Here is a 17,291-nt window from a genome sequence, read left to right as displayed (position 1 = left end):
AAGTACCAGAGTTTAAAAGTCAAAAAAAAAGGAGGATTGCTTCCTTGTTATTTTCTAGTTTTTTCAACGTAATATGCGAAATTTTCTTCATTTGGTTTATGGATTAACGAGAGCCATATTTTCTTTAAAAATCTACCTCTATAGCAATTTACGGAATAACCATCTTTAAAAATATAGAAAACACACTGATTTCACTCGTGAAATTCAATGCGTAGCTAAAGGAATGCCTATGTCCGGATAAATCTCTGCTGTCATTAAACCTTTTTCTCCTTTACCAAAACGTACAAGAACAACTTGGCCGGAACGAAGCTCTGCTAAACCAAAACGGCGCAATGTTTCCATATGAATAAAAATATCTTCTGTTCCTTGCCCTCGGCTAAGAAAACCGTATCCTTTGTCACGATTAAACCATTTAACAATTGCTCGTTCTAGTCCACTTTCTGGAGTAACAACAACATGGGTACGGGCAGGAACTTCTGATGGATGAATTGCTGAAGAACAATCTATGGATTTCACCTGAACGCACTTTAACCCTCGTTCAGTTTTTTCCACAGCACAAATGACTTTAGCTCCCTCTAAAGCTGTTTGAAAACCATCCCTTCGCATTACCGTAACATGCAATAATATATCTGGAAAATGAGGTAAATCAGGTACAATAAATCCATACCCCTTACTACCATCAAACCACTTAATGACACCACTGATTTCGATAATCTCCCCACAAGCACCTATACTATCCTCAGATGGGGAACAATCCTTTAATGCATCCTTACTCGTCATAATAACGTGATCCTGTAGCTTATAAATTGTACGATATTGATTCTCTAGGTTTAAGTAAACATTGCTCTTGTATCAACACGCAAGCCCCAAGATAAGATTTCCCCACATTGTCGTATCTTCTATGTTAATGTCAGAGAATATCAACGTGAATATTTATAAAACTATTTGATTGTACACTTTACATACCTTACAAGAAGTGCCCTACAAAAGAGATCATATAAAAGTTTTTTTACATAATGATATTTTGATTAATGTGTAACTTGCATGATGAAGAAGTTCAATATAAGGTGAAAAAACGACAATTCAATTAAGGAAAATGCGCAATGCAATTGAAGAAAATCCTTACGATAATCGCAGCATTTATGGCATTTACAGCAAATGTTTATGCGAGTGAACCTATTAAGATTGGTGTTTATCTTCCATTAAGTGGTCAAAATGCATTTGGAGGTCAGCTTGAAATTAGAGGTATAGAATTAGCCCATAAAAAAGTTCCAGAAATTTTAGGACGTAAAGTAGAACTTGTTATTATTGATAATAAGTCTGATAAAGTAGAAGCGGCTAATGCTGTTATGCGTTTAACAGCAAGTGAAAAAGTGAGTGGAATCATTGGTAGCTATGGTTCTTCGCTCTCGTTAGCAGGTGGTGAAATATCTGAAAAGGCAAAGACTCCAACCATTGCAACGTCCTCAACAAGTCCCCTTGTTACACAGGGTAAAAAATATTACTTTCGTGCTTGCTTTATTGATTCCTATCAAGGAGTAGGAATCGCAACTTATGTAAGCCAAACTTTACACGCAAAAAAGGCTGCTATCCTTAAAGATATTTCAAGCGATTATGCTATTGGTCTTGCAAGTTATTTTACGCGTGCTTTCAAAAAATTAGGTGGTGAAGTTATCTCAAATTTAAATTATAATTCTGGAGATCAGGACTTTTCAGCTGTTCTCACGCAAATTATCGCCCAGAAACCTGATATCTTATTCATTCCATCTTACTTTTCTGAAGGTGCTATCATCATGAAACAAGCACGAGAATTAGGGGCTAAATTTCAAATTATGGGTGGAGATGCTATGGATAATCCAGAAACCATTACGATTGCAGGAAAAGCTGCAGAAGGTTTCTTACATACGACACTTCCCTATAGTGAGGATATGCCAAATATGTCAGTAGCTGCGCAAGAATTCACAAAAGAATGGAAAAAAGCTTACCCAGACAAAGAGCCAAATATCAATTCTGTTTTGGGATACACGAGTTATATGATGTTCATGAAGGCTATTGAAAATGCTGGTAGCACTGATCGTGAAAAAATTACTATCGCACTTAGCCAATTAAAAGATTTTCCTACCCCCTTTGGGGATATGTCAATGGATGAAAATCATAATCCTAAAATTCCTATTGGTATCATTAAAATACAGGATGGAAAACGTGTTTATTTAGAAGAAGTTAAACCTGCTTTTTAATTAAAAAGTTGTGCTTATTAAAATGCAAGAATTGGTTGAGGATCTTTTTCTCAACCAAAAACTTAGAAATTTCTTATTGTCCTATGTAAATTAACAAATGTGGAAGGATGAGAGATGAGCACTGAAATGTTCATCCAGTACTTTTTTAATGCACTGGCATTGGGATCTCTTTATGGGCTTATTGCTATTGGCTACACCATGGTCTACGGTATACTGAGACTCATTAATTTTGCTCACGGTGATATCTTTATGCTGGGAGCATATTTTGTTTTCTTTTCCACAATTGGCTTTATGCCTGCTTGGGTAGCTTTTCTTCTTTTGTTCCTTGCTGCTCTTATTTATTATTCGGTATTTATAGGCTTTAAAAGGCGTCCTCCAATTTATTGGATTGCTGCTTTTTTAATTCTTGCGCTAGGATTTGTTTATTATTTTAAAATTTCCCCGCAAGACTTTACACCGATTTGGGTTTTAGCTCTTTGTTTTTCCATTTTTATTACAAGTGCTGTGGGTGTTGCTGTTGATCAATTTGCTTATAAACCTCTACGCCATGCTCCGCGTATTTCGGCACTTATCGGTGCAATTGGTGTTTCTTTTTTTATTGAAAATCTTGCTACTGTACTCTTTAGTGGTGTTCCGAAAGGTGTACAACAGCCAGACTTTCTTGTAACACCATTTTTATGGCATCTAGGATCAGGAGCAGATGGTATCATCAGAATTGCTCCCATGTCTCTGATCGTTCCCTTTGTGTCATTAATTCTTATTTTATTACTATTATGGATTATCCATAAAACAAAACCGGGTCTTGCTATGCGCGCAATCTCCCATGATATTGAAACAACACGTTTGATGGGTGTGTCTGTCAATAAAGTTATTGCGTTTACATTTGGAATAGGCTCAGCTCTTGCCGCCATAGCAGGCATTATGTGGTCTTTACGTTATCCTCAAATTCAGCCTTATATGGGTGTTCTTCCTGGTCTCAAAGCATTTATTGCTGCTGTTATCGGAGGTATTGGTTCGATACCAGGAGCAATGTTGGGAGGATTGTTATTAGGGTTTATTGAAATTATGATTATCGCATTTTTCCCCGCGCTATCTGGATATCGAGATGCCTTCGCTTTCATTTTATTGATTCTGATTCTATTGATATTGCCCACAGGATTAATGGGTAAAAGAAATCAGGAGAAAATCTAATGGCAAAGTCAGCGACAACTGTTTTATCGTGTATAAGTGTTTTAGTTCTCATAGGTTTTTTATTTTATGCTGATAGCCATTTTAATGACTATACGCTTCGTATCATCAATCTGATTGCTATTAATGCGATATTGGCAATTTCGCTTAATTTGATTTACGGTTTCACAGGTATGTTTTCTCTTGGACATGCTGGATTTATGGCTATTGGTGCTTATGTTTGCGCAATTTTACTTCTTTCCCCTGAACAAAAAGAAATGATGTGGATTCTTGATCCTATTGCTGAACCATTATATCATTTGCAGTTACCTTTTTTTATCGCTGTTGTCGTAAGTGGTTTGTGTGCTGCTGTTGTAGGTTTATTAATTGCTTTACCAATATTGCGTCTTGGTGGCGATTATCTTGGAATTGCAACATTAGGTTTTGCGGAAATTATTCGCATTGTCATTACGAACGCAACATCGCTCACAAATGGCTCTTTGGGAATCAAAGGAATACCTCAAAATGCAACATTATGGTGGAACTATGGTTGGCTAGCATTTACAGTTCTCTTTATTGTCCTCTTACTGCAAAGCAATACTGGTAACGTATTACGTGCTATCCGTGATGATGAAATAGCTGCGAAAACTATGGGAATTAATGCTTTTTTCTACCGTAGTTTTTCCTTTACTGTTGGAGCATTTTTTGCAGGTATAGGTGGCGCATTAATGGCGGCTCTTATTTCAACCATTGATCCAAAAATGTTTAATTTTCTTCTGACTTTTAATATTTTAATGATTGTTGTTGCTGGTGGTCTCGGTTCAATTACAGGGAGCATTATTGGCAGCATTATTATTACAGTCATGCTTGAATGGCTTCGTATCATTGAAAGTCCATTTGACTTAGGTTTTATACATATTCCAGAAACCCCAGGGCTTCGTATGGTTGTTTTTTCTCTTTTATTGCTGGTAATTATCTTGTTTTGGAGAAAAGGGTTAATGGGACAACGAGAATTTTCATGGAATGGAATTTATAGCTTTTTGACACGCAAAAAGCTTTCTAATACTGAGGGAAAGCTATGAACGACAATATCCTTTCACTCAATAATATTGTAATGCGTTTTGGCGGATTAGTTGCTGTAAATAATGTTAATATGGCAATTAAACGAGGAAGTATTACTGGATTAATTGGTCCCAATGGTGCTGGAAAAACAACAGTTTTCAATATGATTTCTGGATTTTATGCTCCTACAAGCGGCATCATTCTTTTTGATGAGAAAAAAATTTCTGGAGCGTCTCCTTATATTATCTGTAGAAGCCATATTGCCAGAACATTTCAAAATATTCGTCTTTTCTCAGGGTTAACGGTTTTGCAGAATGTTATGGTAGGAGCGCATGTTCGACAAAAATATCCTTGGTTTTCTTCAGCTCTCTTTTTTTCAAAAGCAATAAAAGAAAAGAAGGAAGTTTATAAAAATTCCTTGGAGCTCCTTGAACAGCTACAACTTGATCATCTTGCCAATCAATCGGCAACAGCTTTACCTTATGGTGTGCAACGACGTCTAGAAATTGCACGTGCGTTAGCCACAAAGCCCAAATTGCTTCTTCTTGATGAACCTGTTGCTGGCATGAATCCACAAGAAAGTGAAGATCTTAGAAAATTCATAGCAAAAGTGCAAAAAGACTTTGATCTTACAATTCTTCTTATTGAGCACGATATGAAAGTGGTTATGGGGCTTTGCCAACATATTTTGGTTATGGAATATGGCTGTTGCATTGCCAGTGGTACACCAGATGAAATTCGTAATAACCCTAAAGTTATTGAAGCTTATCTTGGCGGAGATGTTTATGGATATTCTTAAAATAAAAAATCTTTACGTTCATTATGGCGCCATTAAAGCTGTCCAAAATCTTTCTATGTCCATAAAGCGGGGCAGTATTGTCACTTTAATTGGAGCCAATGGTGCAGGAAAAAGCAGTATTGTACGTTCTATTACAGGGCTTAATCGCTCTGTTTATGGAGAAATTACCTATAATGGCAAATCTATTATTAAAAAATCACCAGAAGAGATTTTGCGATTAGGGATTGCTTTAAGCCCTGAAGGACGACGTATCATGCCCCATCTCACTGTTTTAGAGAATCTTCATCTAGGCGCTTATATTCGTCACGATAAGCAGGGAATTTCCCGTGATATTGAATGGATATTTGACCTTTTTCCGCGCCTACGTGAAAGAGCAAAACAGTTGGGAGGAACAATGTCAGGTGGTGAACAACAGATGGTTGCTGTGGGCCGTGCACTCATGAGCAATCCTGATATGGTCATATTAGATGAACCCTCGTTGGGGTTAGCACCACTTCTCGTTCGAGAAATTTTTTCGATTATTCGAAAAATTAATGATATGGGGAAAACTGTTCTTCTTATTGAACAAAATGCATTTGCTGCACTTTCCATAGCTGACTATGCTTATATTTTAGAGGTAGGACATATTTTATTTCACGGTGAAGGAAAAACTATGCTCTCTGATTCGCGTGTTAAAGAAGCCTATCTTGGTGGGTAAGACTACGAATTAAGGAAATAGAGCTCATTCCCTCCACCATTTAAAAGAGCATTTCTCATTAAGGATGAGAAATGCTCCTTTGTGAATTTTGACTATTACATCCACCATTTTTCTGCACTGAATATTCCTGCTTCTTGTTCAATAATGTGCGCTATCTGAAAAATGACTTCTTCAGAAAAAGGTTTACCAATCAATTGCAATCCTAGAGGTAAACCATTTGATGACAGACCAGCAGGAACAGAAATTCCTGGTAATCCAGCCATATTAACTGGTACAGTAAAAATATCATTAAGATACATTGCTACAGCATCATTTTTTATTTTTTCATCAGCAATACCAAAAGCAGATGTTGGTGTTGCTGGTGTCAAAATAGCATCAATGCCTGAAGCAAAACATTGATCAAAATCACGTTTTACGAGTGTTCTTACTTTTTGAGCTCTTAAATAACAGGCATCATAATAACCTGATGAAAGAACATAAGTCCCAACCAGAATGCGCCGTTTGACTTCATCACCAAAACCAACAGAACGCGTATTTTCATACATCTCAATGATGTCTTTCCCAGGCATGCGCAAACCAAAACGCACACCATCATAACGCGCTAAATTAGAAGAGGCTTCTGCAGGAGCTATAATGTAATAAGAAGGTAGAGCATATTTTGTATGGGGCAAAGAAATATCTTTAATCTCAGCACCTGCTTCTTTTAACCAATTTATTCCTTTTTGCCAAAGCTCAATAATTTCTGGAGACATTCCATCCACATGATATTCTTTTGGAATACCGATTTTCATTCCTTTGATTGATTGACCAAGATAACTTTCATAATCAGGAACTGGTAAATTGACGGAAGTAGAATCTTTTTCATCAAAAGAGGCCATTGATCTGAGTAAGATAGCACAATCACGAACATCTCTAGCAACAGGTCCAGCTTGATCAAGAGATGAAGCAAACGCGACAACGCCCCATCGCGAACAACGTCCATAAGTTGGCTTTATTCCCACAGTTCCAGTAAAAGCTGCTGGTTGACGTATTGAGCCACCTGTATCGGTTGCAGTTGCACCAGCACAAATTTGTGCAGCAACAGCGGCTGCGGATCCTCCCGAAGAACCACCGGGTACGAGTTTTTCATTTGAGCCTTTTTTTCTCCATGGACTAATAACGGGACCATAATATGATGTTTCGTTGGATGAGCCCATAGCAAACTCATCCATATTAAGTTTTCCTAACATCACAGCACCATCTTGCCATAAATTAGCCGTGACAGTTGATTCATAGTGCGGTTTAAAACCATCAAGGATATTTGAACAGGCTTGAGTATGAACACCATAGGTTGCAAAAAGATCTTTAATCCCCAAGGGAATTCCTTCCAAAAGCCCTCCCTGCCCTTTCGCTAAGCGACTGTCTGATTCAGCAGCCATTTTCATTGCCTGTTCTGCTGTTATTGTTACATAAGCATTCAAAGTTGGATTCGCCAACTCTATTGCTTGTAAATAAGCTTCCGTTAATTCTGTTGCTTTGAGATTTTTCTTTGTTAGAGCATCACGAGCTTGCGCAATTGTGAGAGTTGTTAAATCAGTCATATTGGTTCTCAAATTTCAAAAATATAAAAAGTTACTCAACAATTTTTGAGACAAGAAAAAAATTTTCTTCTGTAACAGGGGCATTGGCTACAATATCTGCTGCTTTATCGCCATCTGTAACACTATCTTCACGCATTCGTAGAGTCATCGGCATCACAGATGTTAATGGCTCAACCCCACTGACATTAACTTCATTCAATTGCTCTACAAAACCTAAAATAGCATTGAATTTTTTTGTCACAGGTTCTATCTCATCATCGTGGAGGGCAATCCTTGCTAAATGTGCTATCCGCTTGACTGTCTCTTGATCAACAGACATACTCTTTACGCCTTTCTGCTTTTTTGTTTATTTATTGATCTTTATTCTGGCTATACAAGGGTGCACTTGTAAGTGCAAGAATATTAGATAACATGAATAAAGAATATAACTATAGATCTGAAACATTAAAAAACGTATTATACCTTTATGACTGTTATTAATATAGATGAAGTTATAAAACATCTTTTGCCTAGACAAACAATAGCAGGCTTAGATTTAGGGACAAAAACTATCGGAATTGCGATTTCTGATATGGGGCTGACTGTCTCAAATCCGCGTCCTGTACTACAGCGAAAAAAATTTACAGAAGATGCTTACACACTTATTAAAATTTTTGACCGTGAAAATGTAGGCGTTATTATCATTGGCTTACCTCTTAACATGAATGGAAGCAGTGGCTCTCGTGTTCAAGCAACCAGAGCTTTTGTGAGTAATATGAAAGCTTATACAAAAATTCCATTTGTTTTTTGGGACGAACGTTTATCAACAATTGCTGCGGAACGGTCTCTTTTAGAAATGAATGTATCGCGCGCTAAAAGAGCAAGCCGTATTGATTCGGCCGCCGCCGCTTTTATATTACAAGGTGCTCTCAATAGAATTCAAAACTTTCATCATATGGAAGGATAGAGAACATTGAGCAAATGCCCTGCATTATATCGTGCAATGAGCATCCCGTAAGAAGATCTCCATTGTCCCCCAAGGCGGCTTTCCATATAGGCATTCGCAACATGTTCTATGTCTGTAGAACGTAATGCTGCTGCTGCTGCTGCATAAGCTACTTGTTCAACAAAAAATCTTCCTGCACCTTCATTTGCTGATGCCATATCATCTGCTGACCTAATAATTTCAATTGCTCGGGGTCCTGCTGGTCCAATATCAAGAGCAATTTTTTCCAACAATTTCTGAAACAATCCCGGTGCTTTTTCAGCAATAAGAATGGCATCCTTTACCAATTGATTAGCAGAACTATTTCTCACAATTCGCGCAGGCCCATTATGCAACATTTGTGATAATGGATTATTCTCTATAAAACTTTCAATACCAAGTTGTGCGATAATTTCACCAATAATAGGCACAACCAATTGACTTACATGATAAGCAATAATAGGTGTCATAATGCGGGCAAAAGCTGCTTCAGAACGGTCATTTGCTGCATTGTCAAATGCTCTCGCTAAACGCAAAACCAATGCTTGTGAGGCAGCTATATCTAATGCAATATCTGCAAAAATACGTTCTGTCAGTGGAGGTAAAGGCTGATTGGGGATTTTTTTCCGGAAAAAATCCATACCAAATTGAAGAGCCGCTCGTAAAACACCTGCCGATATGACAGATTGATCGAAACGCATCATCGTCTCGATATCTTTAATAACTTTAAGCCCTTCTCCAGCATTTCCCAAAAGCCAGCCATAACTGCCTTGGAAGTCGACAACCCCCTCTGGTGTTAAAAGTTCTCCAGAACGCTGAATTAAATGACGAATCGATATAGATCCATTTAATGCGCCATTTTCTTGTATGCGTGGAATAAAAAAACAACTTAAATGACCATCTAAATCTGCACTAACAAGATATCCGTCAGCGGTAGGATTAATAACGTTGGTTTTTACAACATTTAAACGATATAGATCACGTTCCATACTTTCATCGAAAGAAATTTTCTTAACACTTGGAAAATTGAAAGCGTATTTTTCAATATCGTCAAATGCACAAGTTAGAGAAGCAGCCTTTTTATGATGAATAGGTTTTGATGAGGAATCATATTGGCGTGATAAAAGTACATTTTGCCATTTTTTGAAGAGCTCAATATCACTAATTAAAACGGCAATAGCTGCACTCGTTATGATAACTTCATTCAAATGTCCTGTTTCTAAACCAGCAGATAAAGCTAAACGAATCGCACGCGCTTGATAGCGTACTCCATTTTCTGAGCTCGTATTTTCCCAAAGCGAGGTAACCAAACCTGCTTGTCTAGAATATTGTTGAAGAGCTTGATAGGAAGAATGGATCTCTAATCTTTCTGTTGGTTGCCCCCATTCATCATTATAGCATAGTAAAGGCTTATAATGATTCGCTAAGCAAGAAAGTTTCCATGCTTCTCGACTCGCGGCAAAATCCCCTATTTCTTCAAAACTTGCTAACAAAAATTTAGGCAAAGTAGAAGCAATACGAAACATAAGCGTATCGCTAAGAAATGTATTTTTTCGACGAGTATTTTGCGCAGATACAGCACTCATAGGTATATTCCTACATTCAAATCATTCATATCATAGACTATTTGTCTTTTTAGAGTTAAGAAACATTTATCATATTCAAACAAATGCTTGTTTAACCTGTTTAGAGAGAGATAAAGAAGAATGCTATGATGCAAGACAATTTTTTCCCACTTTTCCCTCATCAACATCTTTTAGCTATTAAAGATCTGAGTGTACAAGATCTTAATACATTGCTTGATCGTGCAGAAGCAAATATTATCCTTTCTAACAAAATTGATAAAATAAAATCTACTTTGCATGGACGGACTCAAATTAATCTCTTTTTTGAAGCCTCTACGCGAACACAATCTTCTTTTGAATTAGCGGGTAAAAGGCTAGGTGCACACGTGGTGAGTCTTGCGATCGACAACTCATCTGTAAAAAAGGGAGAAACATTACTTGATACTGCTACAACTCTCAATGCGATGAAGCCAGATATACTGGTTTTTCGCCATAACAGTGCAGGAGCGGCAGCTTTATTAGCACAAAAAGTTGATTGTTGTGTTATTAATGCAGGTGATGGTGCTCATGAACATCCAACCCAAGCTTTATTAGATGCTCTAACCATTAAAAAGGCAAAAGGTCGTATTGAAGGATTAACTGTTGCGATTTGCGGAGATATCTTACACTCACGTGTTGCCCGTTCCAATATCCTGTGTCTCAATGCTTTGGGTGCTCGTGTTCGTGCTGTTGCTCCCTCAACACTCTTACCCGCAAAAATTGCTCATATGAGTGTTGAGGTTTTTAACACGATGAAAGAAGGTCTTAAAAATGCTGACGTTATCATGATGTTGCGCTTACAGCATGAACGGATGACAGGCTCTTTTATTCCTTCTACGCGTGAATATTTCCATTATTTTGGCTTACATAAAGAAAATTTAGCCTATGCCAAAAATGATTCTATTATTCTGCACCCTGGACCAATAAACCGTGGTGTAGAGATTGCATCCGATATAGCAGATGGACCGCAAAGTATGATTCATACACAAGTAGAAATGGGAATTGCAGTGCGTATGGCTGTCATGGAGGCTTTATTAGATTCACGCGCAAAGATCAGTGGAGAAAAAAAATGATAAAACCAATTGTTTTTCAGAATGCTCGTATTATTGATCCTTCGCGCGCAATCGATGAAATTGGTACAGTTATTGTTAAAAATGGACGAATTATAGCCGCTGGAAAAGAAGCTCTGAATCAGGGATTCCCTGAAGAAGCAGAAGTTATTAACGCACAAAACAAAGCAATTCTCCCTGGACTTGTTGATGCGCGCGTTTTTGTTGAAGAATTAGGGAATGAACATTGTGAAACAATTACATCAGCAAGTTACACGGCCGCAGCAGGTGGTATTACTTCCTTTCTTATGATGCCAAACACGCATCCAGTTATTGATAATGTAGCACTCGTTAAATTTATTGCGCATACAGCACAGGAAATGTCATTGGTCAATATTTATCCCGTTGCTTCAATCACACAAGGTTTCAACGGACAAGAAATAACCGAATTTGGTTTGCTCAAAGATGCAGGAGCCGTTGCTTTTAGTGAAGGAAAAAAAACACTTCAAAATTCATCTGTTATACGGCGTGCAATGACTTATGCACGTGATTTTGATGTTCCATTGATACATGAAACGCAAGATAAAGATCTTACAGGGCAAGGTGTGATGAATGAAGGACTGCTTGCCAGTTGGCTTGGTCTTTCTGGCATCCCTCGCGAAGCAGAAGTTATCCCACTTGAAAGAGATCTGCGATTAGCAGTATTAACGCAAACACGTTATCACGCCGCTCAAATATCAACAGCACTCTCTGTTGATGCACTCCGTTTAGGTAAAAAACGCAGTGAGAAGATTTCAGCGGGTGTATCTATTAATCATTTATCTTTCAATGAAAATGACATTGGACAATATCACACCTCTTTTCGCTTAATGCCCCCATTGCGTACAGAAGAAGACCGTATAGCAATGATTGAAGCAATAAAGGATGGGACTATAGATGTTGTTGTCTCTTCTCATGATCCTCAGAGTATCGACAAAAAACATTTACCATTTAATGACGCGGCAGTTGGCGCTATTGGTATGGAGACCTTATTGAGCGCAGCTTTACGCCTTTATCATGATGAGAGCCTATCTCTTCTACGGATAACGGAACTTTTGTCAACGGCGCCTGCAAAGCTCTTTGGACTCAATGCAGGAACACTCAAAAAAGGGGCTCATGCAGACCTTATTGTGGTTGATCTTGAAGAACCATGGGTTGTTTCTAAAGAGAAGCTCTATTCACATTCAAAAAATACCCCTTTTGAGAATGCACGTTTTCAAGGACGCGTGATCCAGACTTTTGTGAAAGGGAAAAACGTTTTTAAACTTGATCAACAAACTTAATGAGATTCTTAATGAATGAAGCAGAAATATTTTTTCAGTCCACTCCATGGTTTATTTTCCTCGTATCTTATCTCATTGGCTCGATTCCATTTGGGCTTCTTTTTACGAAATTGTTCAAAATTGGTGATATAAGAACAATCGGTTCCGGCAATATTGGAGCAACAAATGTTTTACGAACAGGAAATAAAAAGCTTGCTGCTCTAACACTTCTTTGTGATATGTTAAAAGGAACTATCGTTGTTTTGATTATAAAGTTTTTTAGTAATCCGCTAGACAATAGTATCCTTGTTTCTCTAGCAGGTTTTTTTACTTTCTTAGGACATCTTTTCCCCGTATGGCTTAAATTTAAAGGTGGCAAAGGTGTTGCTACCTATCTAGGGGTCTGTTTAGGAATCTATTGGCCCGCAGCAATTATTTTTATTATTGTATGGAGTGCGATTTTTCTTCTCATGCGTTATTCTTCATTATCTGCGCTTATTGCTGTTACGATCACACCGATATTTGTTTTTTATTTTTCCGCTTCTTATTTCTATTGTATGCTGATTGTGATGAGCGTATTTGTGTTTATAAAACATTCTGCAAATATCAGTAGATTATTAATTGGGGAAGAAAGTAAGATTGGTACGCAACACGGAGATAAATAAAGGAATCCTGCTTACTGATCGTCAACGTCTAAGCTGGTTACGGTTATTGCGCAGTGAAAATATTGGAGCTGTTAGTTTTCGCAATCTCATTGATCATTATAAAACAGCAGAAAATGCTCTGGCAGCGCTGCCAGAGCTTAGTAGAAAAGGTGGTGGTTCTGTATCTATAAAAATAGCAAGCTTAGAAGATGCAGAAAAAGAAATGCAAGAAGCTGAAAGATTAGATATTCGGTTCATCGGTATGGGCGAACCAGACTATCCAGCTTTTCTTAAGGTTACAGAAGCCCCTCCGCCGCTTATTGCTATCAAAGGTAATATTTCAATTTTTCAAAAAACTTCTATTGGAATTATAGGTTCTCGAAATGCTTCAGCTGCTGGGAAAAAGCTTACGGCTCAATTTGCGCGTTTTCTCGGAGAAGCAGACTTTGTAACAATTTCTGGGCTCGCTCGTGGAATTGATAGCGTTGCGCATCAAGCAAGTTTAAAAACAGGAACTGTTGCAGTCATGGCTGGAGGAATTGATCATATCTATCCTCCTGAAAATAAAAAGTTGCACGAAGATATTATCGCCAACGGTGGAGCCATCATCAGCGAAATGCCCATTTCTTGGAAGCCGCGTGCTATCGATTTTCCAAGAAGAAACCGTATTATTGCAGCTCTATCACTTGGTCTCTTGGTTGTAGAGGCAGCCCTGCGCTCAGGGTCCTTAATTACCGCACGTCAAGCAGCTGAAATGGGACGGTTAATTTTTGCCATTCCCGGTTCTCCACTTGATCCAAGATCTGTTGGTACAAACAATCTTATCAAAGACGGTGCTCTACTCACCACACATCCTTCTGACATTATAGAAACACTTACGCCATTAATTTCACCGCTTCCAAATTCGCAACTCAATTTTTTTGAGGAACCATCCTCTTTACAACTTGAAAAGGAGAATTTTAATTTAGCAGATGAAAAAAACAGCGATCTCTCTTTAGCAGATGATGATGCAGCACGTGCAGCAGTTCTCTCCGCTCTTTCAACAACGCCAATCGACTTAGACACACTCAGTATCCACTCAGGTGTTTCACTCCCAGCTCTCTACCTCTTGTTGGTAGAACTCGACCTTGCTGGAAAGCTTATTCGACACTCTGGTGGTTGTGTGTCATTGTCGAATCTTGATCTTCCCCAAGAGCCTCAGCACTATTAATAATGCTTTGCCCTTCTTTGGCAACCATATCCAAAAGCAATGCTAAAAGCGGACTGTGCGCCTGACGCGCCATCTGATTCATTTGCTTTGACATGTCTGTAATATATTGGATAACTTTTAAATGATTTATAAACATAATCCTCTATCCTTGAGCATTTCCCCTCCTACCTCTCAATAGACGTTATCTTAGTATTTCGCCGTATGTTTTTGTAATAACAGTGGAAAATAAATCGTGTAATTCTATATAGGGTGTACTCTAATAATGACAATCATAAGTTGTACAATATTCATGTTTTTTATATGGCTAATATTTTTTTATGTGCTCTTAAGCAATTGGCATTAGCTATTCGCGTAAAAGGCGTTTATAAAAAAATTTTTATTTCAATATTTGGGTAAAATTATGAATATCGTTATCGTTGAATCTCCAGCAAAAGCAAAAACAATTAATAAATATCTTGGATCTCAATACAAAGTTGTCGCATCATTTGGACATGTTCGTGATTTGCCTGCAAAAGATGGTTCTGTTTTACCGGATCAAGATTTTTCTATGAAATGGGATATAGATTCTGCTGCCGCTAAACGTTTAAATGAAATAGCAAAAGCCGTTAAAGAAGCCGATAGCCTTATATTAGCAACAGACCCTGATCGTGAAGGGGAAGCTATTTCATGGCATATTCTGGATGTTCTCCGTCAAAAAAAAGTTTTAAAAGATAAACCTATTAAAAGAGTTGTCTTCAATGCCATCACCAAAAAGTCTGTGCTTGATGCTATGAATAATCCACGTGATATTGATACATCCCTTGTCGATGCTTATCTTGCACGTCGTGCTCTCGATTATCTCGTTGGTTTTACACTTTCACCTGTTTTATGGCGTAAACTCCCTGGTGCGCGTTCAGCAGGACGCGTTCAATCGGTTGCTTTGCGTATTATTTGTGATCGTGAATCAGAAATAGAACATTTTATCAAAGAAGATTATTGGTCCATTACAACACAGTTAAAAACCATCCGAAATGATAGTTTCCAAGCAAGATTGACAATGTTTAATCAAAGAAAAATAGGCAAGCTTGATATTCAATCTCAAGAACAAGCAGACCAAATTCGCTTTATGCTGGAGAAAGCTCAATATCATACACTCAGTGTTGAAGCAAAACCTACAAAGAGAAATCCTTTTCCTCCATTTACGACCTCTACACTACAACAAGCAGCTTCTTCAAAACTAGGTTTTTCAGCTTCTCGCACTATGCAAATTGCCCAAAAGCTTTATGAAGGCATTGAAATTAATGGTGAAACGGCAGGGCTTATTACTTATATGCGTACCGATGGTGTGCAGATAGCACCAGAGGCTATTGATTCAGCACGAAAAGTTATTCATGAAACTTTCGGAAAAGACTATATTCCTGAAAAGCCACGTTTTTATTCAACAAAGGCAAAAAATGCACAGGAAGCACATGAAGCGATCCGCCCAACAGATTTTCAACGCAATCCTAGTCAAGTCCGTAATTTTCTCGATAGCGATCAAGCAAAGCTCTATGATCTGATATGGAAGCGTGCCATTGCCAGCCAAATGCGCTCTGCTGACATTGAACGTACAACCGTTGAAATTGAAGCACAGCAAGGAGAAGAGCGTGCAAATCTACGGGCAACAGGATCTGTTGTTCGTTTTGATGGCTTTATTTCCGTCTACACGGATCAACGAGACGAAGAAAATAATGAAGAAAATGAAACAACACGTTTACCACAAATAAACACTGGTGAAGCACTTACAAAAGAAAAAGTTGAATCTGTACAACATACCACAGAGCCCCCTTCTCGTTATTCTGAAGCTTCATTAATTAAAAAGCTTGAGGAGTTAGGAATTGGTCGTCCTTCAACTTATGCATCCACATTAGCGACATTGTGTGACCGTGGATATATTGTCATTGATAAACGAAAGCTTATTCCCGATGCCAAGGGACGTATTGTTACAGCCTTTCTTGAAAATTTTTTTAATCGCTATGTAGAATATGGTTTCACAGCAGATCTTGAAGAAAAGCTGGATCTTATCTCTGATGGCAAACTTTCTTGGAAAGACGTATTGCGAGATTTTTGGGATGGATTTAATGCATCTATTAGCAATATCCAAGAACTCCGTATAACCAATGTTCTTGATGCTTTAAATGTAACATTAGCACCTCTCGCCTTTCCTGAACGCGAAGATGGAAGTGATGTGCGTTCCTGTCCTCTTTGTAAAAATGGTCAATTATCATTAAAACTTGGGCGTTATGGTGCTTTTGTTGGCTGTTCCAATTATCCCGAATGTAAATACACACACCAACTTGGTACAGATACTGGAGAAGAGAATGAAGCTGTACGCAATGATGAACCTGTTATACTTGGTATTGACCCTGAAACAGGAAAAGAGATCTCTCTTCGTAATGGCCGGTTTGGTCCCTATATTCAACTTGGTGAAAGCAAAGAAGTTAAGCGTGCAGGATTACCAAAAGAATGGCAGGCAGAAAATGTAACCCTTGATAAAGCCTTGGCTTTACTATCCCTTCCCCGTGAAATTGGCATTCATCCTGAAACCGGAAAAACAATCACGGCTACGATTGGACGATATGGTCCCTATCTTAGCCATAATGGAAAATCTGCGCGCCTTCTTCATGCAGATGAAGTTTTTGATATTGGTATCAATCGCGCTGTTACAGTATTAGCAGAACAACAAGAAAACAAAACCAGGCAAAGCAGAACAACACCTGAAGCATTGGCAACATTAGGAGAGCATCCCGAAGGAGGAACCATTACCGTGCGCAACGGGCGTTATGGTCCTTATGTCAATTGGGGTAAAATTAATGCAACATTGCCAAAAGATAAAGATCCCATTAGTGTAACACTTCCAGAGGCACTAGAACTTATATCGGCTAAAGCATCGAGTAAAAAAACAACTTCAAAAAGAGCTTCTTCTAAAACAAAAGCAAAAATAAAAGAGACATAAATT

Annotated in this window: 16 protein-coding genes; 11 read left to right on the top strand and 5 right to left on the bottom strand. The window is 38.1% G+C overall.

Annotation, left to right across the window (positions count from 1 at the left end; all coding sequences use genetic code 11):
* Window positions 1–204 precede the first annotated feature (204 nt).
* Entirely contained in the window at window positions 205–780 is a 576-nt protein-coding gene (locus ACFINS_RS04625) for a cold-shock protein (RefSeq protein ID WP_273791031.1), read from the bottom strand.
* A gap of 323 nt (window positions 781–1,103) precedes the next feature.
* On the opposite strand from ACFINS_RS04625, the gene ACFINS_RS04620 reads away from it, so the two are divergent.
* The 5 genes from ACFINS_RS04620 to ACFINS_RS04600 all read left to right on the top strand — a co-directional run bounded on the left by ACFINS_RS04620 (window position 1,104) and on the right by ACFINS_RS04600 (window position 5,962).
* Window positions 1,104–2,237: an ABC transporter substrate-binding protein gene (locus tag ACFINS_RS04620; RefSeq protein WP_273791030.1), complete on the top strand. Its 1,134-nt coding sequence runs from the start codon at window positions 1,104–1,106 to the stop codon at window positions 2,235–2,237.
* A gap of 114 nt (window positions 2,238–2,351) precedes the next feature.
* Window positions 2,352–3,428, top strand: a complete 1,077-nt coding sequence (locus ACFINS_RS04615; RefSeq protein WP_375650346.1) for a branched-chain amino acid ABC transporter permease — start codon at window positions 2,352–2,354, stop codon at window positions 3,426–3,428.
* Window positions 3,428–4,486, top strand: a complete 1,059-nt coding sequence (locus ACFINS_RS04610) for a branched-chain amino acid ABC transporter permease (RefSeq protein ID WP_375611929.1) — start codon at window positions 3,428–3,430, stop codon at window positions 4,484–4,486. The genes ACFINS_RS04615 and ACFINS_RS04610 overlap by 1 nt, the downstream gene beginning before the upstream one ends.
* On the top strand, window positions 4,483–5,265 hold the full coding sequence (locus ACFINS_RS04605; protein WP_375611930.1) for an ABC transporter ATP-binding protein: 783 nt from the start codon (window positions 4,483–4,485) through the stop codon (window positions 5,263–5,265). Before ACFINS_RS04610 ends, ACFINS_RS04605 begins: the two co-directional genes overlap by 4 nt.
* The gene (locus tag ACFINS_RS04600) at window positions 5,252–5,962 is read left to right on the top strand and encodes an ABC transporter ATP-binding protein (RefSeq protein ID WP_273791026.1); all 711 of its coding nucleotides are present in this window, start codon (window positions 5,252–5,254) and stop codon (window positions 5,960–5,962) included. Before ACFINS_RS04605 ends, ACFINS_RS04600 begins: the two co-directional genes overlap by 14 nt.
* 95 nt (window positions 5,963–6,057) lie before the next feature.
* Here ACFINS_RS04600 and gatA read toward each other — a convergent pair whose 3' ends face one another.
* Together gatA and gatC are read right to left on the bottom strand one after the other, a co-directional pair.
* Window positions 6,058–7,542 (bottom strand): Asp-tRNA(Asn)/Glu-tRNA(Gln) amidotransferase subunit GatA, encoded by a 1,485-nt coding sequence (gene gatA / locus ACFINS_RS04595; RefSeq protein WP_375611931.1) that lies wholly within the window; start codon window positions 7,540–7,542, stop codon window positions 6,058–6,060.
* 31 nt (window positions 7,543–7,573) lie between these two features.
* Window positions 7,574–7,861: an Asp-tRNA(Asn)/Glu-tRNA(Gln) amidotransferase subunit GatC gene (gene gatC, locus ACFINS_RS04590; RefSeq protein ID WP_375650356.1), complete on the bottom strand. Its 288-nt coding sequence runs from the start codon at window positions 7,859–7,861 to the stop codon at window positions 7,574–7,576.
* A 147-nt stretch (window positions 7,862–8,008) separates the two neighbouring features.
* Here gatC and ruvX point away from each other — a divergent pair, with 147 nt between their 5' ends.
* Window positions 8,009–8,488, top strand: a complete 480-nt coding sequence (ruvX, locus tag ACFINS_RS04585; RefSeq protein ID WP_375611932.1) for a Holliday junction resolvase RuvX — start codon at window positions 8,009–8,011, stop codon at window positions 8,486–8,488.
* Here ruvX and ACFINS_RS04580 read toward each other — a convergent pair.
* Window positions 8,473–10,092 (bottom strand): acyl-CoA dehydrogenase family protein, encoded by a 1,620-nt coding sequence (locus ACFINS_RS04580; RefSeq protein WP_375705927.1) that lies wholly within the window; start codon window positions 10,090–10,092, stop codon window positions 8,473–8,475. The genes ruvX and ACFINS_RS04580 overlap by 16 nt on opposite strands.
* A 125-nt stretch (window positions 10,093–10,217) precedes the next feature.
* On the opposite strand from ACFINS_RS04580, the gene ACFINS_RS04575 reads away from it, so the two are divergent.
* Genes ACFINS_RS04575 through dprA form a run of 4 tightly spaced genes read left to right on the top strand, consistent with a single transcriptional unit; the run spans window position 10,218 to window position 14,314 of the window.
* Window positions 10,218–11,183 (top strand): aspartate carbamoyltransferase catalytic subunit, encoded by a 966-nt coding sequence (locus tag ACFINS_RS04575; protein WP_375705926.1) that lies wholly within the window; start codon window positions 10,218–10,220, stop codon window positions 11,181–11,183.
* The gene (locus ACFINS_RS04570; protein ID WP_375705925.1) at window positions 11,180–12,481 is read left to right on the top strand and encodes a dihydroorotase; all 1,302 of its coding nucleotides are present in this window, start codon (window positions 11,180–11,182) and stop codon (window positions 12,479–12,481) included. The genes ACFINS_RS04575 and ACFINS_RS04570 overlap by 4 nt, the downstream gene beginning before the upstream one ends.
* An 11-nt stretch (window positions 12,482–12,492) precedes the next feature.
* Entirely contained in the window at window positions 12,493–13,125 is a 633-nt protein-coding gene (gene plsY, locus ACFINS_RS04565; RefSeq protein ID WP_375705924.1) for a glycerol-3-phosphate 1-O-acyltransferase PlsY, read from the top strand.
* Window positions 13,082–14,314, top strand: a complete 1,233-nt coding sequence (dprA, locus tag ACFINS_RS04560; RefSeq protein ID WP_375705923.1) for a DNA-processing protein DprA — start codon at window positions 13,082–13,084, stop codon at window positions 14,312–14,314. Before plsY ends, dprA begins: the two co-directional genes overlap by 44 nt.
* On the opposite strand, the gene ACFINS_RS04555 is transcribed toward dprA, so the two are convergent.
* Window positions 14,244–14,450: a hypothetical protein gene (locus tag ACFINS_RS04555; protein WP_005773510.1), complete on the bottom strand. Its 207-nt coding sequence runs from the start codon at window positions 14,448–14,450 to the stop codon at window positions 14,244–14,246. The two genes, dprA and ACFINS_RS04555, sit on opposite strands and share 71 nt — an antisense overlap.
* A gap of 264 nt (window positions 14,451–14,714) precedes the next feature.
* Here ACFINS_RS04555 and topA point away from each other — a divergent pair, with 264 nt between their 5' ends.
* A complete protein-coding gene (gene topA, locus ACFINS_RS04550) occupies window positions 14,715–17,288 on the top strand; it encodes a type I DNA topoisomerase (RefSeq protein ID WP_375611939.1) in 2,574 nt (857 codons plus the stop codon).
* The last annotated feature ends 3 nt before the right edge of the window (window positions 17,289–17,291 follow it).

Source organism: Bartonella sp. AA2SXKL (genome assembly GCF_042197205.1).
In the GTDB taxonomy this organism is placed as follows: domain Bacteria; phylum Pseudomonadota; class Alphaproteobacteria; order Rhizobiales; family Rhizobiaceae; genus Bartonella.
Note: the sequence above shows the minus strand (reverse complement) of the source record. Positions and strands in the feature narration are given on the sequence as shown.